This is a genomic window from Bradyrhizobium sp. WSM4874, from assembly GCF_055811835.1.
On the sequence record NZ_JBVVPR010000035.1, the window covers coordinates 63,193 to 83,201 of the forward strand.

General features: G+C 64.7%; 18 protein-coding genes and 2 tRNA genes. 7 read left to right on the forward strand and 13 right to left on the reverse strand.

The annotated features are described in order from the left end of the window. Positions 1–22: 22 nt before the first annotated feature. The 4 genes from lon (at position 23) to AC0L3P_RS28870 (ending at position 3,991) form a co-directional block, all read left to right on the forward strand. Entirely contained in the window at positions 23–2,446 is a 2,424-nt protein-coding gene (gene lon, locus AC0L3P_RS28855; protein ID WP_275171332.1) for an endopeptidase La, read from the forward strand. Positions 2,447–2,520: 74 nt separating this feature from the next. Beyond that, entirely contained in the window at positions 2,521–2,925 is a 405-nt protein-coding gene (locus AC0L3P_RS28860; protein WP_275171394.1) for a GFA family protein, read from the forward strand. Positions 2,926–2,988: 63 nt separating this feature from the next. After that, positions 2,989–3,065 (forward strand) — tRNA-Val (locus AC0L3P_RS28865). A 65-nt stretch (positions 3,066–3,130) separates the two neighbouring features. After that, positions 3,131–3,991, forward strand: a complete 861-nt coding sequence (locus AC0L3P_RS28870; RefSeq protein ID WP_275171331.1) for a class I SAM-dependent methyltransferase — start codon at positions 3,131–3,133, stop codon at positions 3,989–3,991. Positions 3,992–4,113: 122 nt separating this feature from the next. Here AC0L3P_RS28870 and AC0L3P_RS28875 read toward each other — a convergent pair whose 3' ends face one another. The 6 genes from AC0L3P_RS28875 to AC0L3P_RS28900 form a co-directional block, all read right to left on the reverse strand. Continuing rightward, the gene (locus AC0L3P_RS28875) at positions 4,114–5,079 is read right to left on the reverse strand and encodes a cation diffusion facilitator family transporter (RefSeq protein WP_275171330.1); all 966 of its coding nucleotides are present in this window, start codon (positions 5,077–5,079) and stop codon (positions 4,114–4,116) included. A gap of 2 nt (positions 5,080–5,081) precedes the next feature. Then, the gene (locus tag AC0L3P_RS28880; RefSeq protein WP_275171329.1) at positions 5,082–8,300 is read right to left on the reverse strand and encodes an efflux RND transporter permease subunit; all 3,219 of its coding nucleotides are present in this window, start codon (positions 8,298–8,300) and stop codon (positions 5,082–5,084) included. Next, entirely contained in the window at positions 8,293–9,270 is a 978-nt protein-coding gene (gene ihpB / locus AC0L3P_RS28885; protein WP_473307181.1) for a divalent metal ion exporter adaptor subunit IhpB, read from the reverse strand. The genes AC0L3P_RS28880 and ihpB overlap by 8 nt, the downstream gene beginning before the upstream one ends. Beyond that, entirely contained in the window at positions 9,267–10,541 is a 1,275-nt protein-coding gene (ihpA, locus tag AC0L3P_RS28890) for a divalent metal ion exporter subunit IhpA (protein WP_275171327.1), read from the reverse strand. Before ihpA ends, ihpB begins: the two co-directional genes overlap by 4 nt. Before the next feature lie 58 nt (positions 10,542–10,599). Then, positions 10,600–10,962 (reverse strand): hypothetical protein, encoded by a 363-nt coding sequence (locus tag AC0L3P_RS28895; RefSeq protein ID WP_275171326.1) that lies wholly within the window; start codon positions 10,960–10,962, stop codon positions 10,600–10,602. A 120-nt stretch (positions 10,963–11,082) separates the two neighbouring features. Further along, the gene (locus AC0L3P_RS28900; protein WP_275171325.1) at positions 11,083–11,316 is read right to left on the reverse strand and encodes a protein-tyrosine phosphatase family protein; all 234 of its coding nucleotides are present in this window, start codon (positions 11,314–11,316) and stop codon (positions 11,083–11,085) included. 352 nt (positions 11,317–11,668) lie between these two features. Here AC0L3P_RS28900 and AC0L3P_RS28905 point away from each other — a divergent pair, with 352 nt between their 5' ends. Next, positions 11,669–12,562: a hypothetical protein gene (locus tag AC0L3P_RS28905; RefSeq protein WP_275171324.1), complete on the forward strand. Its 894-nt coding sequence runs from the start codon at positions 11,669–11,671 to the stop codon at positions 12,560–12,562. A 102-nt stretch (positions 12,563–12,664) separates the two neighbouring features. Here AC0L3P_RS28905 and AC0L3P_RS28910 read toward each other — a convergent pair whose 3' ends face one another. Beyond that, positions 12,665–13,234, reverse strand: a complete 570-nt coding sequence (locus AC0L3P_RS28910) for a MarR family winged helix-turn-helix transcriptional regulator (protein ID WP_473307186.1) — start codon at positions 13,232–13,234, stop codon at positions 12,665–12,667. A gap of 275 nt (positions 13,235–13,509) precedes the next feature. On the opposite strand from AC0L3P_RS28910, the gene AC0L3P_RS28915 reads away from it, so the two are divergent. Next, complete coding sequence (locus AC0L3P_RS28915; RefSeq protein WP_275171322.1) at positions 13,510–14,565, forward strand: AraC family transcriptional regulator; 1,056 nt, start codon at positions 13,510–13,512, stop codon at positions 14,563–14,565. 112 nt (positions 14,566–14,677) lie between these two features. Here the strand turns inward: AC0L3P_RS28915 and pepT are convergent, their stop codons facing one another. From pepT to AC0L3P_RS28935, 4 genes are all read right to left on the reverse strand, one after another. Beyond that, positions 14,678–15,928 (reverse strand): peptidase T, encoded by a 1,251-nt coding sequence (gene pepT / locus AC0L3P_RS28920; RefSeq protein ID WP_275171321.1) that lies wholly within the window; start codon positions 15,926–15,928, stop codon positions 14,678–14,680. A 102-nt stretch (positions 15,929–16,030) separates the two neighbouring features. Next, a complete protein-coding gene (locus AC0L3P_RS28925; RefSeq protein WP_275171393.1) occupies positions 16,031–16,360 on the reverse strand; it encodes an HU family DNA-binding protein in 330 nt (109 codons plus the stop codon). Between the two features lie 209 nt (positions 16,361–16,569). Continuing rightward, positions 16,570–16,646: transfer RNA gene (locus AC0L3P_RS28930), tRNA-Asp, on the reverse strand. A gap of 160 nt (positions 16,647–16,806) precedes the next feature. Beyond that, positions 16,807–17,010 carry a hypothetical protein gene (locus AC0L3P_RS28935; protein WP_026232877.1) on the reverse strand — a complete coding sequence of 68 codons (204 nt, stop codon included), beginning with the start codon at positions 17,008–17,010 and terminating at the stop codon, positions 16,807–16,809. A gap of 257 nt (positions 17,011–17,267) precedes the next feature. On the opposite strand from AC0L3P_RS28935, the gene AC0L3P_RS28940 reads away from it, so the two are divergent. Further along, entirely contained in the window at positions 17,268–18,179 is a 912-nt protein-coding gene (locus AC0L3P_RS28940; RefSeq protein WP_275171320.1) for an alpha/beta fold hydrolase, read from the forward strand. Here the strand turns inward: AC0L3P_RS28940 and AC0L3P_RS28945 are convergent. Continuing rightward, entirely contained in the window at positions 18,176–19,468 is a 1,293-nt protein-coding gene (locus AC0L3P_RS28945) for a spinster family MFS transporter (RefSeq protein ID WP_275171319.1), read from the reverse strand. The two genes, AC0L3P_RS28940 and AC0L3P_RS28945, sit on opposite strands and share 4 nt — an antisense overlap. A gap of 60 nt (positions 19,469–19,528) precedes the next feature. Then, the coding region (locus AC0L3P_RS28950; RefSeq protein WP_473307195.1) for an SRPBCC family protein at positions 19,529–20,009 on the reverse strand (481 nt) is incomplete at its 5' end.

The window sequence follows — 20,009 nt, forward strand, 5'->3', positions numbered from 1 at the left end:
GGCAAAGCAAAAGGAAAAGGCCATGACCAATCCAAAACCCAGGCCAACCATCGTTCATGGCGAAACGCACGCTTATCCCGTGCTGCCGCTGCGCGACATCGTCGTCTTCCCGCACATGATCGTTCCGCTCTTCGTCGGCCGCGAGAAGTCGATCCGCGCGCTCGAAGAGGTGATGAAGAACGACGCGCTGATCATGCTCGCGACCCAGAAGAACGCGTCCGACGATGATCCGGCACCCGATTCCATTTACGAGACCGGTACGCTTGCCAGCGTGCTCCAGCTCTTGAAGCTTCCCGACGGCACCGTGAAGGTGCTGGTCGAAGGGCTCGAGCGGGCGCGCGTGCAGAAGTACACCGATCGCGCCGACTATTACGAAGCAACGGCGATTGCGCTCGCCGACACCGATGCGAAGTCGGTCGAGGCGGAGGCCATGGCGCGCTCCGTCGTGTCCGACTTCGAGAGCTACGTGAAGCTCAACAAGAAGATCTCGGCCGAGGTCGTCGGCGTCGTGCAGGCGATCACTGATTTCGCCAAGCTTGCCGACACCGTCGCCTCGCATCTCGCCGTCAAGATCGCGGATCGCCAGGGCATCCTGGAGACGCTGTCGGTCACGCAGCGCCTCGAGAAGGTGCTGGGCCTGATGGAGAGCGAGATCTCGGTGCTCCAGGTCGAGAAGCGCATCCGCTCGCGCGTCAAGCGCCAGATGGAGAAGACCCAGCGCGAGTACTATCTCAACGAGCAGATGAAGGCGATCCAGAAGGAGCTCGGCGACGACGACGGTCGCGACGAGCTCGCCGATCTCGAAGAGAAGATCTCCAAGACCAAGCTCTCCAAGGAAGCGCGCGAGAAGGCGCAGCATGAATTAAAGAAGCTGCGCCAGATGTCGCCGATGTCCGCGGAAGCGACCGTCGTGCGCAACTATCTGGATTGGCTGCTGTCGATCCCGTGGAATAAGAAGTCCAAGGTGAAGAAGGATCTGGAGGCCGCGCAGGCGGTTCTGGATGCCGATCACTATGGGCTGGAGAAGGTCAAGGACCGCATCGTCGAGTATCTCGCCGTGCAGTCGCGCGCCAATAAGCTGACGGGCCCGATCCTGTGCCTCGTCGGCCCTCCCGGTGTCGGCAAGACCTCGCTCGGCAAGTCAATCGCGAAGGCGACGGGGCGCGAATTCGTCCGCGTCTCGCTCGGTGGCGTGCGTGACGAGGCCGAGATCCGCGGTCACCGTCGCACCTATATCGGTTCGATGCCCGGCAAGATCATCCAGTCGATGCGGAAGGCGAAGTCGTCCAATCCGCTGTTCCTGCTGGACGAGATCGACAAGATGGGCGCCGATTTCCGCGGCGATCCGTCCTCGGCGCTGCTCGAGGTTCTTGACCCCGAGCAGAACGCGACCTTCAACGACCACTACCTCGAGGTCGACTACGATCTGTCTAACGTGATGTTCATCACGACCGCGAATACGCTCAATATTCCCGGCCCCCTGATGGACCGCATGGAGATCATCCGGATCGCGGGCTACACCGAGAACGAGAAGGTCGAGATCGCGCGCAAGCACCTGATCCCGAACGCGGTGTCCAAGCATGGCCTGGACTCCAAGGAGTTCTCGATCGACGACGACGCGCTGCTGCTTCTGATCCGCCGCTACACCCGCGAAGCGGGCGTGCGTAACCTGGAGCGTGAGCTCTCCACACTCGCCCGCAAGGCGGTGAAGGAGCTGATGATCTCCAAGAAGAAGTCGGTCAAGGTCACCGAGAAGACTCTGGAAGAGTTCCTCGGCGTCCCGAAGTACCGCTTCGGCGAGATCGAGAGCGAGCCGCAGGTCGGCATCGTCACCGGACTTGCCTGGACCGATGTCGGCGGCGAGTTGCTGACGATCGAAGGCGTCATGATGCCCGGCAAGGGCAAGATGACGGTCACGGGCAATCTGCGCGACGTGATGAAGGAGTCGATCTCGGCAGCGGCGTCCTACGTCCGCTCGCGCGCGATCGTCTACGGCATCGAGCCGCCGCTGTTCGACCGGCGCGACATCCACGTGCACGTGCCGGAAGGCGCGACGCCGAAGGACGGTCCGTCGGCGGGCGTGGCGATGGCCACCGCGATCATCTCGGTCATGACCGGCATCCCGGTCCGCCACGATGTCGCGATGACCGGCGAGATCACGCTGCGCGGCCGCGTGCTGCCGATCGGCGGCCTGAAGGAGAAGCTGCTGGCTGCCGCCCGCGGCGGCATCAAGACGGTGCTGATCCCCGAGGACAACGCCAAGGATCTCACGGAGATTTCCGATGCGATCAAGGGCGGCATGGAGATCATCCCGGTCTCCCGCCTCGACGACGTCGTCGCCAAGGCTCTGGTGAAGAAGCCGGTGCCGATCGTCTGGGAAGAGGACACCAAGGTTACGGTGAAGCCGGACGGCGACGAAGCCGCTGGCGGCCTGACCGCTCACTGAGATCGCAGCTCGAAAAAGATGATAAAACGGCGCCTTCGGGCGCCGTTTTTGTTTGGGGGCAGCGGATGACGACAATGCACATCGACGGGCAATGCCATTGCGGCCAGATCACCTTTGAAGCGGAGATCGATCCCGAGACGGTGTCGGTCTGCCACTGCCGGGACTGCCAGACCCTGACGGGCTCGCCGTTCAGGGTGACCGCGATCTGCACCAAGGTCGACGTCAAGCTGACCAGCGGAACCCCCAGGATCTACGGCAAGCGTGGCGACAACGGCCGGATGCGCTTTCAGCACTTCTGTGCCGAGTGCGGTTCCCCGCTATTCACGAGCGGCGAGGGCGACCAGGAGGACGATTGGGGCATCCGCTGGGGCAGCATCCGCCAGCGCGACACATTGCGGCCCGTCAGGCAGATCTGGTGCCAGTCGGCGGCGGTCTGGACCGACGCGGTGCCACTGCTGCCGGGACGGCCGGGGGATTGAGGCCCAGGAATTGGCGTTCCGCGCTTGCCCGTTCGGGCTCGGTGGGGATAAAGAAGCGGCGAGGGGCGGTTAGCTCAGCTGGTTAGAGCATCTCGTTTACACCGAGAGGGTCGGGAGTTCGAATCTCTCACCGCCCACCACCATGCGCTCGCGCAGCGAGCGCGGCGTTGCGGGCCACCCCAGCGGGCCGTCATGCGGAGGCCCGATGCAGCAGCCAAGCGGACACGAGCAGAACGCCGATCAGATCGCTTACTGGAATGGCCCCAGCGGGCAGCGCTGGGCCGATCGCCATGCGGCGCAGGAGAGCCTGCTTGGGCCCATTGCCGAGGTGCTGATCGAGCGCGCCAGGCCGAAGCCGGGCGAGCGCGTCCTCGACGTCGGCTGCGGCTCCGGTGCGACGACGTTCGCCTTCGCAAAAGCGGTGGCCCCGAATGGCTTCGCGCTCGGGCTCGACGTCTCCGAGCCGATGCTGTCGCAGGCGCGTGCGTTTGCGCCAAAGGGCCTGCCGCTCGATTTCGTGCTGGCGGATGCGACGGTGCATTCGTTCGAGCCGGCGAGTTTTGACCTGCTGGCCTCGCGCTTCGGCGTGATGTTCTTCGCCGATCCGATCGCGTCTTTCACTAATCTCCGCCGCGCACTGAAGCCGACGGGGCGGCTCGCCTTCGCCTGCTGGCGCGAGCCGAAGGAAAATCCCTGGATGATGGCGCCGTTGATGGCGGTCTACAAACATGTGCCCAAGATGCCACCGGTCGGGCCGGACGAGCCGGGCCCGTTCGCCTTTGCCTCCGAAGAGCGCGTGACACGCATCCTGAAAGGCGCGGGCTTCGTCGACGTCGCGATGGAGCCGCACAATCTCGCGATGGATGTCGCGAGCGGCGGCGGGCTCGATGCCGCCGTCGAGGGCTCGCTCCAGATCGGCCCCGCCAGCCGCGCGCTGCAAGGCCATCCGCCGGAGACGTATGCCGCGGCAAAAGCCTCGATCCGCGAGATGCTCGCGCCCTTCCTGAAGGGGCAGAGCGTGGCGCTTCAGGGCGCGATCTGGATCGTGACGGCGAAGGCGGCGTAGGCACGCCTCACTCCACCGTCATTGCGAGGAGCTCTTGCGACGAAGCAATCCAGGCCGTGTCCGCGGAGGCAGTCTGGATTGCTTCGCTGCGCTCGCAATGACGAGTGGTGGACTGGCGAATCCTACACCACATCGTCCGGCGCCAGCGCGCAGCCGTTGTCGGGATGGGTCTCGACCTGAAGGGTGGTGTGGCCGATGCGGTGGGAGCTCTTCAGCATCTGCGCGGTCTCCATCAGGAATGCATCGCCGGCGCCGGTGGGCATGACGAGGTGGCAGGTCAGCGCCGTCTCGGTGGTCGAGATCGGCCAGACGTGGAGATCGTGGATCGCAGTGACGCCGGGCCTCCCCAGCAGAAGGATCTTGATCGCGGCAATGTCGGTGCCCTTGGGGGCCGCCGCCATCGACATGTCGATGGAGCCGCGGAGCAGGCTGGTGGTGCTCCAGAGGATGGTGGCGCAGATGACGAGGCTGGTGACGGGATCAAGCCAGAGCCAACCGGTCCAGATGATCAGCGCCGCCGAGATGACGACGCCGAGCGAGACCGCGGCATCGGCCGCCATGTGCAGATAGGCGCCTTCGATGTTGATGTCGTCCTTGCGTCCGCGCGCGAACAACATGGCGGTAAAACCGTTGATGAGGATGCCGATGCCGGCGACCACCATCACGGTGATGCCGGCGACCGGCTCCGGTTCACGCAGGCGCAAGAACGCTTCCCAGCCGATCGCGCCAGTTGCGACCAGCAGGAACACCGCGTTCGCCAGCGCCGCCAGGATGGTGGAGGCGCGCAGGCCATAGGTGAAGCGTCCGCTCGGGGCGCGCCGCGCCGCGATCGATGCGCACCAGGCCACGACCAAGCCTAGCACGTCGGAAAGATTATGGCCGGCGTCGGCAAGCAGGGCGGTGGAGTTGCCGATATAGCCGTAGACGGCCTCGGCCACCACCAGCGCGGTGTTGAGCGAGATGCCGATCGCGAACGCCTTGCCGAAACTGGCGGGCGCATGAACATGGGCGTGGCCAGGACCATGATCGTGACCGTGATCATGGCTGTGATCGTGGTGATGATGACCGTGATGGTCGTGGCTGCCCACCTCTAGCGCTCCCCGGAAGCTGCCAAATCAGGCGTCATTGTAGGCGTTTCGGCAGCCCCGTCACGGCGGAACAGCACGTAGAGGGCCGGCAGCACCAGGAGCGTCAGGACGGTCGAGGAGATGATACCGCCGATCACCACGGTTGCAAGCGGCCGCTGCACCTCGGCGCCGGCCCCGGTGGCAAGGGCCATTGGTACGAAGCCGAGGGACGCCACCAGCGCCGTCATCAGCACCGGACGCAGGCGTGTCAGCGCGCCCTCGCGGACCGCGTCGGCGACGGGGTGCCCCTCGCTGCGCAGCCGCTCGATGAAGGCGATGATGACGAGCCCGTTGAGCACGGCCACGCCCGACAGCGCGATGAAGCCGACGCCGGCGCTGATCGACAGCGGGATGCCGCGCAGCAGCAGCGCCATGACGCCGCCGGTCAGCGCCAGCGGCACGCCGGAGAACACGAGCGCCGCATCCGCCGCCGATCCCATGCCCATGAACAGCAGCAGGAACACCAGCAGTAGCGCCACCGGCACGACCAGCGTCAGCCGCTTGGTGGCGGAGACCAATTGCTCGAACTGTCCGCCCCAGCCGATCCAATAGCCCGGTGGCAGCTTGACCTTCTCCGCGACGGCTGCCTCCGCCTCGGTGACGAAGGAGCCGAGATCGCGCGCGCGGACATTGGCGGTGACGACGATGCGCCGCTTGCCGTTTTCGCGGCTGATCTGGTTGGGGCCGGGCGTCGCATCGACGGTTGCGACCGACGACAGTGGCACATAGCGCATCTGGGCGAGGGGCGGGGCGGGCAATGCCGTCCGGATTGGCGCACTGGACGTGGCTTCCTCGCCGGGCGGCAGCGGTATCGGGATCGCCCGGATGGCCTCGAGATTGCCGCGCAGGTGTTCCGGCAGGCGCACGACGATGTCGAAGCGACGGTCGCCCTCGAACAGCTTGCCGGCCGACTTGCCGCCCACCGCGATTTCGACAATGCCCTGCACCTCGCTGATGCTGAGCCCGTACCGGGCGAGCGCCTGGCGGTCGAGACGGACGGTGAGGATCGGCAGGCCAGAGACCTGCTCGATCTTGACGTCGCTGGCGCCACGAATACGGCGGATCGCCGCCTCCACCTGTTTTGCCGCGCCTTGCAGGATATCGAGATCGTCGCCGAAGACCTTGACGCCAACGTCGCTGCGCACACCAGAGATCAGCTCGTTGACACGGAACTGGATCGGCTGGGAGATTTCATAGGCGCTGCCGGGGATGTCGTCGGCGGCACGGTCGATGGCCTCGATCACGTCCGACTTGGGCCTGCCCGGGTCGGGCCATTCGGCGCGCGGCTTCAGCATGATGTAGCCGTCGGTCTGTGCCGGCGACATCGGATCGGTTGCGATCTCCGCGGTGCCGATGCGGGTGAAGAACTCCTTCACCTCCGGAATCTGCTTGATGCGCTTCTCCAGCGCTTTTTGCAGCTCCAGCGACTGGGTCAGGCTGGTGCCGGGAATCCGGATCGAGGCCAGCGCGACGTCGCCTTCGTCCAGGCTCGGAATGAACTCACCGCCCATGCGCGCGGCCGCAACGCAGCTTGCGACCACGATGATGGCGGCCATGATTGCGACGCTGAGGCGATTGTCGATCGCCAGCCGGAGCAGGGGGAGATAGGCGCGCTTCGCCAGCCGCATGAACAGGTTTTCGTGTTCGGACACCTTGCCGGTGACGAAGATGGCGACTGCCGCCGGGACGAAGGTGATTGAGAACAGCACCGCGGCGCCCAGCGCCATCAGCACCGTCAGCGCCATGGGCGTGAACATCTTGCCTTCGACGCCGGTCAACGTCAGCACCGGCAGGTAGACCACCGCGATGATCAGCGTTCCGAACAGGCTCGGCTTGATGACCTCGCTCGAACCGCGCCGGATCGCGCGCAGCCGTTCGGAGATCGTGAGCAATCCGCCTTTCTCGCGCTGGGCCTCGGCCAGCATGCGCAAGCAGTTCTCGACGATGATCACGGCGCCGTCGACGATGATGCCGAAATCGATCGCGCCCAGGCTCATCAGGTTCGCACTGACCCTGGTCTCGACCATGCCGGTGACCGTCATGGCCATGGACAGCGGAATGACGCAGGCTACCACGAGCGCGGCGCGGATGTTGCCGAGGATCAGGAACAGCACCGCCACGACCAGCGCCGCGCCTTCCAGCAAATTGTTCTCGACCGTGCGGATGGTGGCTTCGACCAGATCAGTGCGGTCGTAGACGGTCCGCGTCACGACACCGTCGGGCAGCGATTTGGCGATCTCCTCGAGCCGGGCCGCGACACGGCGTGCCACGGTGCGGCTGTTCTCGCCGATCAACAGCATGGCGGTGCCGAGCACGGTTTCCTCGCCATCGCGCGTCGCGGCTCCCGTGCGCAGGTCGCGGCCTTCGGTGACGGTCGCGATATCCCTGATCCTGACCGGATTGCCGCCGCGCGAGCCGATGACGATGTCCCTGATTTCGCCGACATTGCCGACCTGGCCCGGCGAGCGAACCAGATATTGTTCGCCGTTGCGCTCGATATAGCCGGCGCCGACATTGGCGTTGTTGGCGGCGAGCGCCGTCATGACGTCGCGAAAGCCGAGCCGGTAGGCCATCAGCTTGCCGGGATCGGGGAGCACGTGGAATTGCCGCTCGAAGCCGCCGATGGTGTTGACCTCGATCACCCCCGGCACGTTGCGAAGCTGCGGCTTGATGATCCAGTCCTGCACGGTGCGCAAATCGGTCAGCGAATAGTCGTGGCCGCCTTGGGTCTTCGCGCCCGCCTTCGCCTCGACGGTGTACATGAAGATTTCGCCGAGCCCGGTCGAGACCGGTCCCATCGCGACCTCGACGCCGGTCGGAAGCTGGTCCTTCACCTGCTGGATCCGTTCGCCGACGAGCTGGCGGGCAAAATAGATGTCGGTGCCGTCCTTGAAGACGACCGTCACCTGGCTCAGCCCGTAGCGCGACAGCGAGCGGGTGTAGTCGAGTTTCGGCAGACCGCCCATGGCGGTCTCGACCGGGAAAGTGATGCGCTGCTCGGTTTCCAGCGGCGAATAACCGGGCGCGCGGGTGTTGATCTGGACCTGGACGTTGGTGATATCAGGCACGGCGTCGATCGGAAGGCGCTGGAAATTCCAGGCGCCGAAGGCGATAGCGCCGAGCGCAAGCAGCAGGACCAGCCAGCGCTGCTGCAGCGAGACCGCGATGAGGCGCTCAATCATGCTCGGCCTCGCCCTTGCCCATCTCCGCCTTCACGACGAAGCTGTTTTCCGCGACGTAATGCTCGCCGGCCGATAGGCCGGCCCTGATCTCGACGTGGCGGGGATCGGAATCGCCAAGCTCCACCGGGCGCGCTTCGATCTTGTCGCCGTCCTCGCGGACGAACACGATGGTCCTGTTCTCCAGCGTCTGGATCGCGCTTCGGCGCACGGCGACCGCGACGTTGCGCGCGGCGAGGATCAGCCGTGCCGTGACGAACAGGCCGGGACGCAAGCGTCCGTCCGGATTTGGCAGCACCACGCGCGCCAGCGCGGTCTGGGTCTCGCTGCTGCCGATCGGGGCCATGTAGGAGATCGTGCCCTTGATCTCGCCACGGCCGTCGTCGGGATCGATCAGCACCTCGTCGTTGAGGCGAACGCGCCGCAGGTCCTGTCGGTAGATCGACAGATCGACCCAGATGGTGGTGAGGTCGGCGACGACGAAGGCCGGCTTCTGCTCGGAGGCATATTCGCCGAGCGAGATCTGCCGCTCGATGATGGTGCCGGCAAGCGGCGCCTTGAGCTCGTAGACGGTGAGGCTCTGGTTGCTTTCGATCGTGGCGAGCAGATCGTCCTTGCCGACCTTGTCGCCGATGCGCTTCTGGATCGATTTCGCGACGCCTGGAAAGCGCGGCGTCACCTGCACCACGGCTTCCTGGTTGGCGCGCAGGATGCCGTTGAAGGCGAGCGTGTCGGTCAGCGTGACGCTCGCGGCTTCCGCCAGCGTCACGCCCGCGGCGGCAAGCTTGACGTCGGAGATGCGGATCCGGTCGGCGCCGTGCTCGTCCTGCTCGACATGGTCGTTCGGCTTCTCCGGCTTCTTGTCTGCGGCGTGTTCGGCATGCTCGATCCTGGCCGGACCGAGCAGGGAATAGCCGTAAGCGCCAAGTGCGGCGGCAACGAATGCGACGAGAATGGTGGAGGACGTCTTCATCGTGCGCTCTCCCGCGCCAGCGTGAAGGGATTGCCGACGAGGCCTTCGATGGTCGCCACCCCCGCGTGGAAATTCTGCAGCGCCTCCTGCTCGCGCAGCCGCGCCTGGGTGACGCTGGCCTGGGCGTCGAGCACTTCGAGCAGGCTGAAGCGGCCCTGGCCGTAGCCTTGCGCGATGGCATCCGAGGCTTCGGTGGCCTTGGGAATGGCGCTCTCGCGCAGCACCGCGAGCTCGCGCAGCGAGCCTTGGAGCGAGTCGTAGGCGCGGCCGGCGACCACGATCAGCGTGTTGCGGTTGGCCTCGCGCTCGGCCTTGGTCTTGGCAAGGCTTTCCTGCGCCGAGAGGATATTGCCCTGGTTCTGGTCGAACACGGGGATCGGCACCGAGACGGTGAGGCGCGCCGCGTTGTCATTGGTCTCGTTGAAATGGCGCCAGCCGGCGGCGATCCGGACGTCGGGGTAGGGCCGCAGCCGTGCCAGCAGCAGCTCCGCGTTGCGCTGGGCATAGATCGCGGTCCAGCGCACCAGCTGCGGATTGGCATCGATCGCGGCGACGACCGACTGGAATGTCGGGGGGCGTCCCATGGTGTCGAGCCGTCCGGAGACCTCGCCGAATTTCGGAGCCGCGTCGCCCATCAAGACCGCAAGCTCGCGCCGGGCGCTGGCCAGCGTCGCCTTGAACCGCTCGCGGTCGGCCTTTACGAGGGCGGATGCCACTTCCGCACGGCCGGTCTCGGCCGGCGAGGAGGCGCCGGCCTCGACGCGGCGGCGTAAAAGGGGTGTCAGCCGGTCAATGGCGGTGATCTGCTCGTCGAGGATCTGGATGCGCCGCTGTGCGCCGAGCACGCTGAGGAACGCGATCGCGGTCTCCGACAGCACCTCCAGCCTGACGGCCTTGCGCTGGATCGCGGCGACCTCGATGCCGGCGACGCCCGCTGCAATCCGCGCGTCGCGTTTGCCGAACAGCTCGAAGGCCTGGCTGATCTGGAGCGTGGTCTCGGCCGATCGCGTGCCGCGATAGATGCCGGACCCGAACGAATTGTCCTGTTCGTAGGTCAGCTCCGGATTGAGAAGTGCACCTGCCTGGATGCGCTGGCCCGTGGCGATGCCGACATCGCGCTCCGCCGCGGTCAGCCGCGGGCTCGTGGCCAGCGCGCGCGAGAGCGCACTCCGCATCGTCAGAGTCTGGGCGTGAGACGGCGCAAGCGCCGATCCGGCAATCAGACACGCTGCCGCGCACGCCAGGCGCGCGGCCATTCCCCTGCAAAACATGAAACCGACCTGTAAAGGATGAACCCCATGGGCGCGCGTGGCGCCCGCCCAAATCCGTTCAGGCCATACGTTTGGGAGGCGGGGAGTCGGTATCGGGAACGATGCCCGTGAGCCGGGGGGCGCGTTGCGGGCGCGATGCGGAGACGAGCCCGATCGATGAGACCGGTGGCGCCGGCTGAGTCACCGTCACGGAGAAGCAGCCATGACAATGATGGCCGCCCATGGCCTTGTGATCGTTGTGGTCTGTGGAGCCGTCGAGGACCGCGCTGATCTCCGAGCCGCCACCCGGCGTGGTGACGTCGATGTTGTGGAGACCATGCAGCGCTCCCGCGAGCAGGTAGACAACCGCGATCAGCACAGACAGCAGCCCGCGCCAGTTGCGCGGCCGGCATGATCCTGAGGGCTGGCGGTTCGCGAGCACGACGTCACTCTGGTTGCGGTCTGCGCCCGGCCTAGCATGAGGGCCGGAACAGTGTCGACCCGCAACATTGTTACGTCCCTGGAACAATTGCCGCAGCGATGGCGAAGGCGGCAGCTCTTCTCACTGGCGCGTGATCAAACTCAGCTGAGCATCGGCTGCCGCTCCGCGTGCTGCGTCCGGCATGTCGCCGGTGTGGCCGGCTTCGACCGTGACGACGGCGCGACAGCCGGCTTCCATGGCGCGTTCGAGCCATTTGATGGCTTCATCGATCCACTGGTCGTGGTGCTCGGGATCGGCGATTGCCTTTTCCCGGAATGCATCTGCCTGATGAAGGCACGCGGTCCTGCGATCCACGCTGCTCTCCCGATCCGGAAGTTCCGCCCCGACCGCATCCTTGATGATCGGCGAGCCGGCGTCGTTAACATAGGACAGGAACCGCCGCCCAAAAAGAAAGCCCCAGCCGGGACTGACCGGCTGGGGCTTTCGTGCTCACAAACTTCATCCTTGGGACTTGGACAGATAATCCGCAACGCGCCGGTTCGTTCCCGCAGGTTCGGTCCAATTTGGAACGTTCCTTGTTCGTTGTGATTAGCGACGAGGAGAAACTGAGGAGGACAGACCATGGACGGATTGATTTATCTCATCGGCTTGATCGTGGTGGTCATGGCGATCTTGTCGTTCTTCGGCCTGCGCTGAGAGAGCGGCGATGACGATGGAAACTCTCATACGGGAAGACATCATGGAAGGCGGCGTCGTCGCTGCCGACGACCGGCGCACCATCCAGTGGAGCTCGGTCATCGCAGGCGCTTTGGCTGCCGGCGCAATGTCGTTCATCCTGGTCGGCTTTGGGGTCGCCGTCGGCCTGGGCGTCAGTTCAGCCTCGCCGACATGGCGCGATGCATCGGCGGCACTGGCTTTGCTGTCGGGGCTGTATCTGATCATCCAGGCGATCGTCAGCTTCGGCTTTGGCGGCTATATCGCCGGCCGGACGACGCGACCAGCCCCGGCGGTCACAACGATCGAAGACGACGGCGAACGGCGGGATGGGCTGCATGGGCTGATGTCCTGGGCGCTTGCCGTGCTGCTTGGTGCCGCGCTGCTCGCCATGCTCGGCGCGGCTGCGGTTGACCGTTCGCCGATGCGCAGTTCGGCCAGCAATACGTCCGCGGCCGAGCCTCTGTTGAGCTACGAGTTGGACAAGCTGTTTCGTGTAGCGCGGCGGCCCCCCAACACCGACCTCAGGGAACCTCGTGCCGAAGCCGGGCGCATCCTGATGACGTCATCGAGCCACAGCGGCGTCAGCACCGATGACCGGACCTACCTGGTGCAGCAGGTGGCCGCGCTGACGGGCCTCGCGGCACCCGACTCGGAACGACGGGTCGACGCGGCGATTGCGGATTCGAGGACGGCGATCAACCGGGCACGGCGTAACTCCATCATCGTCGCCTTCTCGGTTGCGGCAGCAGCCCTGATCGGGGCTGCGGTGGCCTGGGCTGCGGCGGTTGCCGGCGGCCGCCATCGCGACGGCGAGCCGCTGCCGAACTGGATGGCAAGCTCGAACCGCTTCCATCGCTCTCCGCGTGCGATGCCGGTGCCTTGACATGCAGGACGATGGCCGGGAGCGATCCCGGCCATGTTGCCTTGACGAGAACGGTAATACTTCTGTTGCCAGATCACTCAGGTGGGACATCGGATCACGACGTCACGCGGGCCTTGGGCCAGTTGCGGTAGCGCGCGCGAAAGTCGTGCAGAGAAGGTCGACCTCGCCGGCCGCGATCGGCGCGCGGTGAAGGCGGCACCGAAGCTCCGTGTTTGTCCGCGCCCGGCCATGGGACGGCCGCTTTATGCCAGATTCGGCGAGAAACATGCAGTCGCGGCAGGCGCCCACCGCCGGCTGACGATCCGCGGTATCGATGCGATTCAAGATTTTGCCAAGCGAGTCCCTTAGCCTGAGACATTCTTCGGGAATCAGCGAAGTGATTGCGTCCAACAAACCGTTGAGCGGATCGTGCAGGGCCAGAAGCCTCTCACCCTGAGAGGTCACGACAAGTGTCGTCGAGCGCCCGTCTCGTTTTGAAGGTCTTCGCGCCAGGTAAGACTTTGCTTCAAGGATCTTCACGATCTGCGAAGCGGTTGCCCTGGCCGTGCCAGTGAGGGCGGCAACCGCCGAGGGAGTTCGTGAAAACCTGTTGGCGCGCGACAGAAAACGCAGCACCATCCATTCCCGATCGTGCAATCCCTGTCGATCGTTTCCGAAATAGCAGATTTTCACCGCTTGAACCAGCAGCTCAACCGTTTCACGCTCCAGCGCCAGGTCTATCTGGCCCGGGGCTTCGGTTCTTCAGGATGTCGAAGTGGTCTTTGCACTGCGGTCTCGCCCGGGGTCAGTTTCGTTGATCCAAATCAACGAAGATTGTCGTCGTCGCGATCCTGTGGAAACAGCGCGCGGGGCGATCGACCTCTCGTACGGGAGGATGGGAGGTCCGTCTTGCGATCAAGTGCCGAGAAATTGGCTTTTTGAGCCAACGTGCCAAGGCACGCCCTGCCATGCGCTATGTCAAACCCGATCGTCTCGGTGCTGTACCCAACTCGACAGGCGGGATTGCGAGGCTTGCGTGCGAGCGGATCCGCAAAGCCGGAAAGGACCTGGCGCGATTTGTGTCGAGAGCCGGATTGACGCTCGAGGTGATCGAGGATCCAAGTCATCGTCTCGGGGTGGAGACCCAGATCAAGTTGCTCGAAGCCGCCGCACGGGAGTTGCGTGACGATCATCTGGGGTTTCATTTGGCGCGGGATTTCGATCTCCGCCAGATCGGGCTGCTGTACTACGTCATGGCGTCATCGGAGAGTCTTGCCGAAGCGCTTCGGCACGCCGAGCGTTACTGCTCGCTCAACAATGAGGGCGTCCGCATCCGGGTCGGTTTCGGCCGCGCCGTCGTTGTCACGCTCGAGTACGTCAACGTGGAGCGTGGTTCGGACCGCCATCAGATCGAGTTCTGGTTCGCAGCCTTGATCCGCGTCTGTCGGCACTTGACCAACCGCCAATTGACGCCGCGCCAAATCAGAACGAGACACCATCGCACGACGGTGCCTCTCGACGTTCGTGCTCTTCTAGGCTGTGCCATCGACTTCGAAGCCGCCGCCGATGAGATCGTGTTTGCCGCCTCGGACGCGTGCTTGCTCTCCGTCGGTGCTGACGCTTATCTCAATCGGCTGCTGCTCGACTACGCGAATGAGGCACTCGGCAAGGGAAAGCTTTCCCGATCAACCCTTCGATTCCGCGTGGAGCAGTTGATCGTCCAGCTGCTGCCCCACGGCACGGCGAACGTAGGGGAAGTGGCCGGTCGCCTCGGCATGAGCCGCCGCACGCTGGCGCGGGGGCTGGCGGCGGAGGAAGAAACATTCTCCGAGCTTCTCGACCGGATCCGAGCAGCTTTGGCCGAGCGATACCTGCGGGAGCGGGAACTACCGATCTCCCAGATTGCGTGGCTGCTCGGTTACCGGGAGGCCAGTTCTTTTACGAACGCCTTTGTCCGGTGGACCGGATCGACCCCAAGGCGGTTTCGGGCGGACCACGCAATATCGCAGTGGCAGCAAGCGTAAGGAAAGCGCCAGCCTAAGTCTAAGCGACTGAAGCTTGCCATGCTCAAGATGTCGGTCCTCGAGACTTTTCGCGAAACGCGCTCCGCCTGCGATGACGGCATCCCGTCAGCCCTTACGCCTTCTCCTCCCAGATCATGGCGAGGTGGACGATCGTCTGGACCGCCTTCTCCATGTCCTGCCGGCTGACCCATTCGAGCCGGGAGTGAAACGCATGCTCGCCGGCGAAGATGTTGGGGCAGGGCAGGCCCATGAAGGACAGGCGGGAGCCGTCGGTGCCGCCGCGGATCGCGGTGCGCATCGGGCGCAGTCCAGCGCGGCGGATCGCTTCGATGGCGTATTCGAGAATGTGCGGGTGTCGATCGATCACCTGCTTCATGTTGCGGTACTGCTCCCGCACCTCGAATGTGTAGGTCGAGCGGGGAAAATCCTTCATCACGTCCTGGACGATGTTCTCGAGCAGGATCTCCTTTTCCTTCAGCCCTTCCTCCGTGAAGTCGCGCACGATGAAGGAAAGCGTCGCCTGCTCCAGCGCACCCTCGATGCCGATCGGATGCAGAAAGCCCTGCTTGCCTGATGTCGTCTCGGGCGAGCAGCCTTCGCGGGGCAGGCGCTCGACGATGGCGGCGGCGATCTTGATGGCGTGCTCCATCTTGCCCTTGGCATAGCCGGGATGGGCGCTGACGCCATTGATGGTGATGGTGGCGCCGTCCGCCGAAAAGGTCTCGTCCTCGACGCAGCCCGCGCTCTCGCCGTCCATGGTGTAGCCGAAATCGGCGCCGAGCTTCTTGATGTCGACATTGTCGACGCCGCGGCCAATCTCCTCGTCGGGCGTGAACAGGATCTTGATGGTGCCGTGCTTCACTTGCGGATTGTTGATGAAGAAATGCGCGGCATCCATGATCTCGGCCACGCCGGCCTTGTTGTCGGCGCCGAGCAGCGTGGTGCCGTCGGTGGTGATGATGTCGTTGCCGATCTGGTTCTTCAGCGCCGGATGCTCGGCGAAGCGGATCACCTGGCTGGTGTCGCCTGGGAGGGCGATATCGCCGCCGCGATAGTTCTTCAGGATCTGCGGCTTGACGTCCTTGCCGGTGACGTCGGGCGAGGTGTCCATGTGCGAGCAGAAGCAGATCACCGGCACCTTCTTGGTGGTGTTCGCCGGGATCGTTGCATAGATGTAGCCGTAATCGTCCAGATGAGCGTCCGCAACGCCCATGGCCTTCAGTTCAGCCGCGAGCACGCGGCCGAGGTCCTTCTGTTTCTCCGTCGAGGGCGAGCTCGGAGATTCCGGATCGGACTGGGTATCGATGGTGACGTAGCGCAGGAAGCGCTCGGTCACGGTATGCGAAAAGGTGAGGGAGGACATTTCTGGTCAAACCGCCGGGTCAGGGGAGAGAGGCGGTATACCAGAAAAGCAGGGCGCGGTGAGGCCGGAGGACGCTGATCAGGCTTAACGAAACGTGAGTGGTCAGATCGCCTCTTTCAGTTCCTTGACCGGGCGGAAGGCGACCTTCTTGCTGGCCTTGATGTGGATGGGCTCGCCGGTGGCGGGATTGCGGCCGGTGCGGGCGGCGCGCTTGCGGACCTGGAGGATTCCAAGCCCGACGATGCGGACGCGGTCGCCTTTCTTCAGGTGCTTGGTGATGAGCTCGACCATGTCGGTCAGGACGGCCTCGGCGCGCTTCTTCGAGAGGTCCTGGCTTTCCGCGATATCGGCGGCGAGGTGCTTGAGCGTGATGGTGGCGGGAGCGGCAGCCTTTTTCCCCAAGTCCTTCTTGGCCGAATCCTTCTTAGCCATGTCCTTCTTAGCCATATCTGGGCTCCTCAATCACAAGGGGGCCCCGGAAAAGCCGGTAAAGCGTGGGGTCCCTCCAAGTCCTGGAAGGCCTAGACGATTCGGGCTTGGGCTGACTATGGCGCGAGTTCTCGACGGATGCCGGCAATCGCCGTCAGAGCCGCGAAAGGCGTGTAGAAGTTTATTCTAAGGCTATGAAGGAATTGCCAAAATGGCGCGAGAGACGGGGCTCGAACCCGCGACCTCCGGCGTGACAGGCCGGCGCTCTAACCAACTGAGCTACTCCCGCGTGGTTCGCTGAAAGCGCGCGGAACGAGGGGGACTTAAAGGCGGGGCTGGGTGAAGTCAAGGACGTTGCGCTTCGCCGGCAGGTCTCGGCTAAGCATTGCTCTGGAAAACGAAAAAAGGCCGCCAGGCGGCGGCCTCTGTCAGCCCGGAGCGGGGCGGTGTCAGCGGATCTCCGACGTCCCGGCGCTGGTCACGACGACGGGCTTGCCGGCCTTGATTACGTGGGCGGACTGGGCGGTCTGGCTGTAATCGGCATTGGTGCGAGCTGCGATCCCGAAGCCGGCCACCGTGATGCCGGCCACCAGCGCCACCACCACGATCTTCAGGTGGGTCGCACGATCAGCAGAATGAATGGAGTGGTTCATGTGAGCCTCCCGACGGGCTTTGCCGCCGTCTATGGCTCTTCTTGTAAGGACGGTCTGTTTCCGGATGGTTTCGCGGGTTCCGCAAAACGGTTTCATCCGGCCGTTTGTCTGGTTTCGCCTGCGGGCGGCGGGAGCGCCTTAAGCGATCTTACCTGGCGCGTAATCGCGGAGGTGATCCCGCCTGGTCATGATCGTTTTCATCGGCCGAGACCGATGGGCCGACAGATCCGCAAGGGTATCGGCAAGGGAGAAGCGCCATGAACCGTCGAACCGTCCTCGAAGCCACGTTGTTTGGGACCGCCTTCGCGGCAGCGTCTGGTGCGAGCGCGCCAGTGGCAGCAGCGGCCCAGCGGAATGAACGGCCGTCCTTTGTGACGGCCAGGGACGGCACAAAACTCTTCGTGCAGGATTGGGGCAGCGGCCGACCGGTGCTGCTGCTTTCGGCATGGACGTTCAACGCTAGCACGTGGGGCAGCCAGATTGCCGCCCTCAACGCAAATGGCTTCCGCTGTGTTGCGCCCGACAGGCGCGGGCATGGCCGGTCCGAGATGCCGTCCGCGGGTTATGACCTGAACACGCTGACTGACGACGTCGCCGCGTTGATCGAGGCGCGTGACCTGCGCGACGTGACACTGGTCGGCTTCTCGATGGGGACGGCCGAGGCGGTGAACTATCTCGGACGATACGGATCGGACCGGATCGCAAGGGTGGTGCTGGTTGCGCCGACGACGCCATTCCTGATCAAGACCGAAGACAATCCGGATGCGGTGCCGAAGGCAATGATCGAGGCAGACAACGCGGCCATCGCGCGCGACTTCCCCAAATGGATTGCGGCGAACGAAGCGCCGTTCTTCACTGCCGAGACACCCGAGATCACGCGGACCTGGATCCGCGAGATGATGCTGAGCGTGCCGTTGCCGGTGGCGCTGGCCTGCCGCAAGGCCATCGCGTTCGCCGATCTCCGAGCGGCAGCTGCCAAGATCGATCGCCCGACGCTGATCGTTCAGGGCGACAAGGATGCCAGCGCGCCGCTGCCGTTGACCGGTGCAAAGACGGCAAAACTAATCAAGGACAGCAAGCTGACCGTCTACGAAGGCGGCCCGCATCCGCTGCCGCTGACGCACAGCGAGCGCCTGATCGCGGACATGCTGGCGTTCATGGGCGCCTAGCTCGCTCGCCTGATGTCGGTGCGGATGGTTTGCGCTGCCCAGACGAACAGGAGCGCCCCCAGCGTGGTCGTGACCGCCGCCGAGAGCAGGGAATAGCGCACCGCGTCGGCGCCATAAGCGCCCTTCAGGGCGTCGTTGACCACGCCCACGGCGAGCGGGCCGACGCCCTGGCCGAAGCAGGTGGCGGTGAGCGCGATGAGGGCGGAGGCCAGCGCCCGCATGCTCGGCTTCGCCACGGTCTGCGCGATCGCGAAGATCGGTCCGAGATGGAAGCCGACCAGGAACGAGGTCAGCGCCAGCATGCCCACCATCATCGCAAAGTCCTGCGTCAGCATGCAAAGCGCGAACACCGGCCCGGCAAGGCCCGAAGTGATGGCGGGCGCCCACAGCTTCCAGCGGTCGTCGCGGCGGCTGACCTGCGCCACCACGAAGCCGCCGAGCAGGGTGCCGGCCATGCCGGCGAGGCCCTTGAAGGTGCCGGCATAGGTGCCGATCTCGGCGCTCGACAGATGGTGCACGCGCGCCAGGAACGGCGGTATCCAGGCCGCGGTCGCGTAGTTCGTGTAAGTGGTGAGACAGAAGCCGATCAGCACGATGATGAAGCTCTGCTGCGAGGCCAGGAAGCGCAGCGTCGGCCCGAGCGGCTCGGGCACGAAATTCTCCTGCATGGCGCCGCGCTTCGGCTCGGAGATCGTCAGCCACAGGACAATAGCGAGCAGGATGCCGGGCAGGCCCGCGACGTAGAACGCCATCCGCCAGCCATAGTGCTGGTTGACGTAGCCACCGACGAAATAGCCGAGGAAGACGCCGAGATAGGTGCCGACGGCGTAGATGCCGAGCGCGCGCGGACGCTCATTCTTGGCGAAGAGATCAGCGACGATCGATTGCGAGGCGGGAGACCCCGCGGATTCGCCAATGCCGACGCCGATCCTCGCCAGCGCCAGCGACGTGACGCTCGAAGCCGCGCCGCACAACGCCGTCATCGCGCTCCAGAACGCCAAGGCGACGGCGACGATGTTGCGTCGGTTGAGCCGATCGGCGACCCGCGCGATGGGAATGCCGAGCAGGGAATAGAACAGCGCGAAGCCGAAGCCCGCGAGCAGGCCCATCATGGTGTCGCTGAGCTGAAACTCCTTCTTGATCGGCTCGATCAGGACGTTGAAGATCGTGCGGTCGAGGAAGTTCAGCGCGTAGATGATGGTGAGCAGGCCCAGCACGTAATAGCGCCGCGCCGAGGGTTTTGCCGCGGCGGCCGTTTGCACCGACATCTGTGACGTTACATCGACCATCGCTTCCCCCAATTAGTCTTTGTTATCGTTGTCGGTCCAGCCTTGATTGGAGCTGGCAGGTCAGCCCTCGCGGATGTAATTCCCCGCTTCGAATTCGACGGGAGGCGCGCTTGCATCGAAGGAGATGCCGATCGGATCGCGGCCTGCTTCGATCGTTTCGAGCTGGTCACTCAGCATGCGCCGGATCATGAGGATTCCGCGGTCGCTCTGGCCGAAATGTTCCTCCGAATGGATGGTCTGCGGTCCCTGGCCGACCTGAGCCTCGTAATCGCCCGGAAATTGCTGGTGCTCTTGCTCGGTCATCTCCCACCAGAATCTGCCGTTGAATTTCGAGCGCATGCGGCCGATGTCGCCGGCGTTCTTGACGCGGCCGGCGACATAGATGCGGAACGAGGTGTCGTCGATAGGCCGCGGCCAGCCCCAAGACGCGACCCGGGCGCATTTGGCCCCCCGCCCCCCCCCCCCCCCCCCGGCGTTGACCGTGAGGTCGACGCCGGAGACCGCGGTCAATCCGCCGAACCGCTTGGATACGCCTTTGACC

Bases quoted from the DNA above. Each gene is read 5' to 3' on its own strand.
- AC0L3P_RS28915 (WP_275171322.1), top strand. From the start codon at position 13,510: ATGCGCTATGTCAAACCCGATCGTCTCGGTGCTGTACCCAACTCGACA.
- AC0L3P_RS28860 (WP_275171394.1), top strand. From the start codon at position 2,521: ATGCACATCGACGGGCAATGCCATTGCGGCCAGATCACCTTTGAAGCG.
- ihpA (WP_275171327.1), bottom strand. From the start codon at position 10,541: ATGTTTTGCAGGGGAATGGCCGCGCGCCTGGCGTGCGCGGCAGCGTGT.
- AC0L3P_RS28945 (WP_275171319.1), bottom strand. From the start codon at position 19,468: ATGGTCGATGTAACGTCACAGATGTCGGTGCAAACGGCCGCCGCGGCA.
- pepT (WP_275171321.1), bottom strand. From the start codon at position 15,928: ATGTCCTCCCTCACCTTTTCGCATACCGTGACCGAGCGCTTCCTGCGC.
- AC0L3P_RS28925 (WP_275171393.1), bottom strand. From the start codon at position 16,360: ATGGCTAAGAAGGATTCGGCCAAGAAGGACTTGGGGAAAAAGGCTGCC.
- AC0L3P_RS28880 (WP_275171329.1), bottom strand. From the start codon at position 8,300: ATGATTGAGCGCCTCATCGCGGTCTCGCTGCAGCAGCGCTGGCTGGTC.
- AC0L3P_RS28870 (WP_275171331.1), top strand. From the start codon at position 3,131: ATGCAGCAGCCAAGCGGACACGAGCAGAACGCCGATCAGATCGCTTAC.
- ihpB (WP_473307181.1), bottom strand. From the start codon at position 9,270: ATGAAGACGTCCTCCACCATTCTCGTCGCATTCGTTGCCGCCGCACTT.
- AC0L3P_RS28905 (WP_275171324.1), top strand. From the start codon at position 11,669: ATGACGATGGAAACTCTCATACGGGAAGACATCATGGAAGGCGGCGTC.
- lon (WP_275171332.1), top strand. From the start codon at position 23: ATGACCAATCCAAAACCCAGGCCAACCATCGTTCATGGCGAAACGCAC.
- AC0L3P_RS28940 (WP_275171320.1), top strand. From the start codon at position 17,268: ATGAACCGTCGAACCGTCCTCGAAGCCACGTTGTTTGGGACCGCCTTC.
- AC0L3P_RS28935 (WP_026232877.1), bottom strand. From the start codon at position 17,010: ATGAACCACTCCATTCATTCTGCTGATCGTGCGACCCACCTGAAGATC.